The 6,417-nt window shown below is 36.2% G+C and carries 6 protein-coding genes; 5 read left to right on the forward strand and 1 reads right to left on the reverse strand.

Features of this window, described 5'->3' with window-relative positions:
* Window position 1 precedes the first annotated feature (1 nt).
* Both ACFX4E_RS24765 and ACFX4E_RS24770 read left to right on the forward strand, forming a co-directional pair.
* Entirely contained in the window at window positions 2-382 is a 381-nt protein-coding gene (locus tag ACFX4E_RS24765; RefSeq protein ID WP_277448600.1) for a hypothetical protein, read from the forward strand.
* A 709-nt stretch (window positions 383-1,091) separates the two neighbouring features.
* Window positions 1,092-1,865: a DUF4046 domain-containing protein gene (locus ACFX4E_RS24770; RefSeq protein WP_269871414.1), complete on the forward strand. Its 774-nt coding sequence runs from the start codon at window positions 1,092-1,094 to the stop codon at window positions 1,863-1,865.
* 93 nt (window positions 1,866-1,958) lie between these two features.
* On the opposite strand, the gene ACFX4E_RS24775 is transcribed toward ACFX4E_RS24770, so the two are convergent.
* On the reverse strand, window positions 1,959-2,183 hold the full coding sequence (locus ACFX4E_RS24775) for a YczF family membrane protein (RefSeq protein WP_269871415.1): 225 nt from the start codon (window positions 2,181-2,183) through the stop codon (window positions 1,959-1,961).
* Between the two features lie 133 nt (window positions 2,184-2,316).
* Between ACFX4E_RS24775 and ACFX4E_RS24780 the strand changes: the two genes are divergently transcribed.
* Genes ACFX4E_RS24780 through ACFX4E_RS24790 form a run of 3 tightly spaced genes read left to right on the forward strand, consistent with a single transcriptional unit; the run spans window position 2,317 to window position 6,289 of the window.
* A complete protein-coding gene (locus ACFX4E_RS24780) occupies window positions 2,317-3,939 on the forward strand; it encodes a spore germination protein (RefSeq protein ID WP_269871416.1) in 1,623 nt (540 codons plus the stop codon).
* On the forward strand, window positions 3,929-5,155 hold the full coding sequence (locus tag ACFX4E_RS24785; protein WP_269871417.1) for a Ger(x)C family spore germination protein: 1,227 nt from the start codon (window positions 3,929-3,931) through the stop codon (window positions 5,153-5,155). The genes ACFX4E_RS24780 and ACFX4E_RS24785 overlap by 11 nt, the downstream gene beginning before the upstream one ends.
* A gap of 21 nt (window positions 5,156-5,176) precedes the next feature.
* The gene (locus ACFX4E_RS24790) at window positions 5,177-6,289 is read left to right on the forward strand and encodes a GerAB/ArcD/ProY family transporter (protein WP_269871418.1); all 1,113 of its coding nucleotides are present in this window, start codon (window positions 5,177-5,179) and stop codon (window positions 6,287-6,289) included.
* The last annotated feature ends 128 nt before the right edge of the window (window positions 6,290-6,417 follow it).

A 6,417-nucleotide genomic window follows, 5' to 3' on the forward strand; every position in this document is an offset into this window, starting at 1 on the left:
GATGAGAAGAATAATAGCGACAATTATTTCCGTATTTACAGGATCTGTTATTTTTGGGGTTGTATTTTCAAATGGAACTAATCCTTTATATTTATCCTCACTCATTATGGGGGGGATATATGTTGCTCCATTTGTAATATTATATGGGCTACCCTGTTCATTTCTTATAAGTTATATTATGAAAAAAATTAAAAAGACTGATGCTTTGTTAGAAGCATTTTTGTATATTTTATTTAGTCTTCTAGTACCTATATTAATAGCAGTGTCATCTATATTTGATGAATCAATGCTTGCATTAGTACTACCATCAATTTATATTTCGTTAGGGTGTTCTTTAATATTTTATCTAATTATGAAATTTAAAACTAAGGTTAAAGATTAGAATCTATACCTACGAGTAATAGGTTACACATTAAAAGTAAAGGAATATCTCTATGCCCAGTGTAGAGATATTCCTTTTTTAGATTACTTTTCTATTACTTTACTAAAAACGTTCGTAAATGTGTTTATATTAAAAAAGACGTTCGTAATCCATTTTTAAACTTAAACGAACGATAAAAATAATAGTTTTCTTATATAAAAGGAAAGTTCGTAAACGTATACTTTTATGAACGATATATTTTGTGTTATTGTTAAATTTATACAAATAATCCTATTTTAAATTTGGGTTTAAATATTATATCTATAATTGCATAAAAAAACCTATTCCCTGGTGCTGTGATGTGGGAATAGGCTCAATGAGTTAAGATGACATTTCGAAAAATCTCCAATTAACATGCCTTTTTTATTTTACAACAAATCAAATTAGAAAACGATTACATTTTTATTTTAAACACAAAAAAATCGTAGCTTAGAAAGGATGGCGGACTTGTTGGAGTTTGGTTTCAAGAACCAATATGCACGCGTATATTATTTTTCCTTTATCAATTCCCCTATCCCTATTTACATAATGAAAAGAAAAGCTACTGATCCTTTATCAGTAGCTTTTCTTTTCATTATGTATCTTATCAGATTCAGCTCCATCCGTATATAAATCCCATTATTATACATAATAATAAACAAATATACTTTCTCAAAAGGGGCTTTCGATAGTGAATAGAGAACAAGTCATTGAAGTTTATCAAGATGTTCTAGACAAGAAAAGAAAAAGGTTTCCTAATTATTTCTTTGTAGGTAAGGAAGGAAAAAAATATATGCGCTATATGACATGCTATTTACTTGAGCAATACTTATCGATCCCCATCGATGAAATCCCTTTTCAAGTAAGGGCCAATACATTGTGGTCTCATCGTCTCAGACCCCCTGCTATGCTATATGGATGGAATTATTATGAAGTCATTGATAACGCCTATCCAGGAAAATTTAAACCTTGGCAATTTCAACAAGCTCCTGATAAATATTGGGAGGGAGAAGAAGGAAAGAGAAGAGCCATTGAGGCAGTAAGATATGTAATAGAAGAAAAAATGAAGATTCCTATGGAAGAAATACCCTTTCAGGTTAATTTTCATTTTTTTAAACAACATAGTTTAGGTGGCGCCTTTACTCTTTTAGGCTATTCCCCTTTTCAAATAGTTGAAGCTATTTATCCTGGGGTCTTTAGGCCTTGGCAATTTGCTCATGTTCCCATGAATTGTTGGAAAAATAAAGAATATATTCGAGAGGCAATGGATGATTTCTTATTCAAACAGCTTCATTTCTCTTCCTATCACGAGGCTTTTCTCCAATTAAAAGGAAGTCATTTTACCGATTTTCAGTTAACGGGTCTTTTTCAAATGGCGTTTGATTCCAGAATGAATAATGTAAGGAAATGGATAAAAAACCAACTAAATAATCTAGATGATGAATTATTTTATGTGAACCATTGATTAATGAAAGAACCGATTGAAACGGATAGCCTGAGCTACATTCCTATTATTTTTATCTCCTATTTAAAAAAATAGCGATTTATAAGTATATAGTTACTTGCTTTGCTTTTTCTTCTTCATAAAAAGATATAAAGATTCAGCAAAAAAAAGAAAAAGAAGAAAAAAGAGTACAAATAATTCAGCAACCTCCATTACCCTAAATGGACTCACGGCGTTGTACAACGCCTGAGAAACATCAAATCCTTGGAGAATATCGATGCCTAAAGAAAAGCCCATTAAGCATCCCATCATTAAAAGACTAATACTCATGATTTTCATATTTATCACGCTCCATTTAATAGGTTCTTCTCTTTCTTCTATGATGATACATAAATATTTATTGTTAATTTTTACATAAAAAAACTCTTATATGGTTAAAGTAATAAAAATTGAAAGAAGGGTGCTTAAATCTATGCCTTCGTTTTTTAAAGATCGCAAACCAAAAAAGAAACGACCACAGGATGACGAAAATCAAACTACTGATCACCCAATAGAACGGATACAAGTTTCATTATCGGACAACCTTAACATGATTAAGCAGAAAACCGGAAATAGTTCAGATGTTGTTATTCGTGAGATAAAAATGGGGAGCAATTCCGATATTAAAACAGCCATTGTCTATGTAGATGGAATTGTAGACAATCAGTCGATTCAAGAGTATCTACTGCAATCTATGATGAAGGATGATCATAAAGGAGAAATAAATCAGTACAATGCGTTAGACCTGCTTTCTGAAGATATGATGACCATTGGAAATATATCGTCCGTCACTAACTTGGATGACCTGTTTGCATCTTTAATGGCAGGCGATACTCTTATTTTAATAGACGGAGTAGACCGAGCACTGAGCGCTAGCACTAAAGGTGGAGAAAAGCGTTCTATTGCGGAATCTACTACCCAAATGGTGGTGCGAGGGCCAAAAGCAGCATTTACCGAGTCTCTTGGGACCAATACAGCTATGGTACGCCGTATCATTAAGACCCCCGATTTATGGATGGAGTCTTTAAAAGTTGGACGTGTAACAAAGACAGATGTGACGCTTATGTACATACATGGCATTGCCAATGATAAAGTCGTTAAAGAAATTCGTCAGCGATTACATCGTATTGATATCGATAGCATTTTGGAATCAGGTTATATTGAACAGCTAATAGAGGATCAAACATTCACCCCTTTTCCAACTATGTACAACACCGAAAGACCTGACGTTGTAGCCGGGAACCTGTTGGAAGGACGGATTGCTATATTTGTGGATGGGACCCCTTTTGTACTGATTGCGCCTGCTTTGTTCATGCAATTTTTCCAATCGGCTGAAGATTATTATGCGCGTTTTGACATTGCAACCTCGATTCGTCTTTTGCGTATTTTTATGTTTATGATTTCTTTAATTGCACCTGCTACTTATGTCGCCGTTACAACTTTCCACCAGGAAATGGTGCCAACTACGCTCATTGTAGCCATTGCAGCACAAAGGGAAGCTGTTCCCTTTCCAGCATTTGTGGAAGCTCTTCTCATGGAATTAACTTTTGAAATTTTACGGGAAGCAGGGATACGCTTACCCAAAGCTATTGGTTCAGCCGTATCCATTGTCGGGGCCCTTGTAATTGGCCAAGCAGCCGTTCAAGCAAGTATTGTGTCACCAGCAATGGTTATTATTGTATCCATCACAGCCATTGCGAGTTTTGCCACACCATCTTTTGATATGGCGATTTCGGCCCGTTTAGTTCGTTTTTTGTTTATGATTGGTGCAGCAACATTTGGTTTCTACGGCATTATTTTGTGCCTTCTAATGATGGTTGTTCATCTATGCAGTTTACGTTCCTTTGGGGTACCCTACATGGCTCCATTTGCTCCCTTCATCCCCGTAAATAATGGAGATACTATCGTAAGATTACCGTGGTGGACGCTGAGACAAAGACCACGATTAATTACTGCTAACACGGTTCGAGAAGGATCAAATCAAAACCCGCACCCCCCTGCATCTCGTGGTATGGTGAATCGCGATTTTGAAGAAGGTGACAACAATGAAGCGTAAAGGAGTTTTTCTTTTATTGATGATGACGGTAACCATCTTGCTCACCAGTTGTTGGAGTAAAAAAGAGTTAACGGACCTTGCCATCGTGGCAGCTCTGGGCGTCGATAAAACAAAAGATGGAAGATATCACATAACGCTCCAAATTATTAACCCAGGGAACGTGGCTGGTATACAAGGAGGGGGAGGCGGTACTCAAAGCCCTCCTATTACCATTTATTCAGCTTCAGGAGACAATATAGTCGAAGCAAGTAGACGAGCTTCAGGCAGAATCTCTCGACGATTGTATTATGCTCATACAAACTTGGTCGTGGTTGGTGAAAAACTGGCCAAAGAAGAAGGAATTAATACATTAGTGGATGCGTTTGATCGAGATCCAGAATTTCGAAATACTTCCACCCTCGTGATTGCCAACCATTCGTCCGCAGCTGATCTTGTGAAAACGTTAACACCAGTTGATAAGATTCCAGCGAATAAAGTGCTAAAAACCTTAGAATTTACGGAAAGAAAATGGGGAGAGAATGTAAAAACATCGCTTCAAGAGGTGATGAAGAGCCTTGAATCTCCCGGAAGAGGAACTGTCGTATCAGGATTTCGTCTAGATGGGAATCCCCAGCAAGCACAAAAGCTAGATAACCTTCAGGAAAGTGCACCCGCGGCAACGCTTCGAGCTTCCGGAATTGCCGTTTTAAAACAGGGGAAATTAGTAGATTGGCTGTATGGAAAACCAGCAAGAGGAACGGTATGGATTCTCAATAAAATTCAAGGAACGGATATTAATATTGATTGGGCAGGAAAGAAAGAAGCTATTGCTTATCAAACCGTACGACAAAAAACAAGTGTATCTGCCCAAGTGAAGAATGGGAAACCTCATATTTCTGTTCATACACGTGTTGAAGGAGATATCGGTGACATGGAGGTACCTGTTGATATCACTAATCCAAAGGTTATTACAAAAATCGAACAATCGGTGAGGAAAGAAATTAAAAAAGAGCTAAGGACAGCTATTGAACGTGCACAAAAAAACAAAACGGATATTTTGGGATTTGGCGAAGTCGTTCATCGTACTAGACCCAATCAATTTAAAAAATTAAAAACAGAATGGAATGATGTCTACTTTCCAAAGTTAGATGTAGATATCACAGTGGAAGCCTATGTACGTCGAGCTGGCTTACGAAATAAATCGTTTCTTTCAGGAGTAAAAGAGAATCAAAAGTAAGGAAAAGGAGGTGCCAGTTAAATGGAGAAAGCAAAAATTAGTGCCAGTCAGCTCTTTATTTTAATGGTCCTGTTTGAGCTGGGGAGTGCTTTACTGGTACCTCTTGCGATAGATGCAAAACAAGACGCTTGGCTTGCAATTCTGCTTGGAATGGTATTCAGTTTCATTCTATTATTAGTCTATCATAGGCTTTATACCTATTATCCTGACCTTTTGCCTACAGAATATATGCAAAAAATCTTAGGGAAAGTGATGGGTACTGTACTTGCCTTTGTTTACATTCTTTACTTTATGTACGATGCCTCAAGGGTTCTACGTGATTTTGGTGAGATGCTGTTAACCTTTGCCTATCCTGATACGCCTTTATTTATCGCGAATGCATTATTAATGCTTGTGATTATTTATACAATTAGAAAAGGGATTGAGGTCATCGCTCGATCAGGAGAACTGCTTTTTATTTTTATGTATGTCCTTGCGGTTGGTGGCTTTATCTTAATTATATCTTCTGGCTTAATTGAGATTAAAAATTTACAACCTATTTTAGAAGAAGGTTTATTCCCTGTTCTAAAAGTGGTATTTACTCAAACCTTGTACTTTCCATTTACAGAAGTTATTGTATTTACCATGATTTTGCCGTATTTAAATAATCCTAAGAAGGCAAAGGTGACCATGCTATGTGCAACTGGATTAAGTGGGATCAATTTAATTATTACCATGCTCATTAATGTTTGTGTATTGGGGGTTAATTTGACCGCCCGTTCACAATATCCCCTTCTTAGCACAGTGGAGAGCATTCAAGTAGCTAATTTTTTAGAACGTCTTGATGTGTTTTTTATGCTTGCTTTAATTACCACTATCTTCTTTAAAATCTGCGTGTTATTTTACGCAGCTGTCGTAGGAACTGCTAGTTTATTCAAGGTTAAATCACCTTCACGGTTATCGTATCCTTTAGGGCTAATCATTCTCTTTTTATCTATTACCATTGCGAGTAACCTTCAAGAACATAACTATGAAGGACTGAAGGTGGCAATGTTCACTATACACATTCCTCTTCTTGGGATTATTCCTCCGTTGCTTCTTCTTGTAGCTTTCTTTAAAAACAGGAAGAAGCATGGAAAGAACACATTGAACTAGTTAATTTTTATATGGAATATTGTCATTCTCGTTGAAATTCCTAGTAAAATCCTTACCCGTAGAAAGAATACTTTTAGCCTAGAATTAACCTTAAAGTAAATCTGCTATCTATTACATAACGTTTAAAA

Source organism: Priestia sp. YIM B13491 (assembly GCF_042787605.1).
Lineage (GTDB): Bacteria > Bacillota > Bacilli > Bacillales > Bacillaceae_H > Priestia > Priestia megaterium_E.

What these genes read in the sequence shown, in the direction of transcription:
- ACFX4E_RS24785 (WP_269871417.1), top strand. Translation starts at nt 3,929, where the DNA reads ATGAAGCGTAAAGGAGTTTTTCTTTTATTGATGATGACGGTAACCATC.
- ACFX4E_RS24790 (WP_269871418.1), top strand. Translation starts at nt 5,177, where the DNA reads ATGGAGAAAGCAAAAATTAGTGCCAGTCAGCTCTTTATTTTAATGGTC.
- ACFX4E_RS24780 (WP_269871416.1), top strand. Translation starts at nt 2,317, where the DNA reads ATGCCTTCGTTTTTTAAAGATCGCAAACCAAAAAAGAAACGACCACAG.
- ACFX4E_RS24765 (WP_277448600.1), top strand. Translation starts at nt 2, where the DNA reads ATGAGAAGAATAATAGCGACAATTATTTCCGTATTTACAGGATCTGTT.
- ACFX4E_RS24775 (WP_269871415.1), bottom strand. Translation starts at nt 2,183, where the DNA reads ATGAAAATCATGAGTATTAGTCTTTTAATGATGGGATGCTTAATGGGC.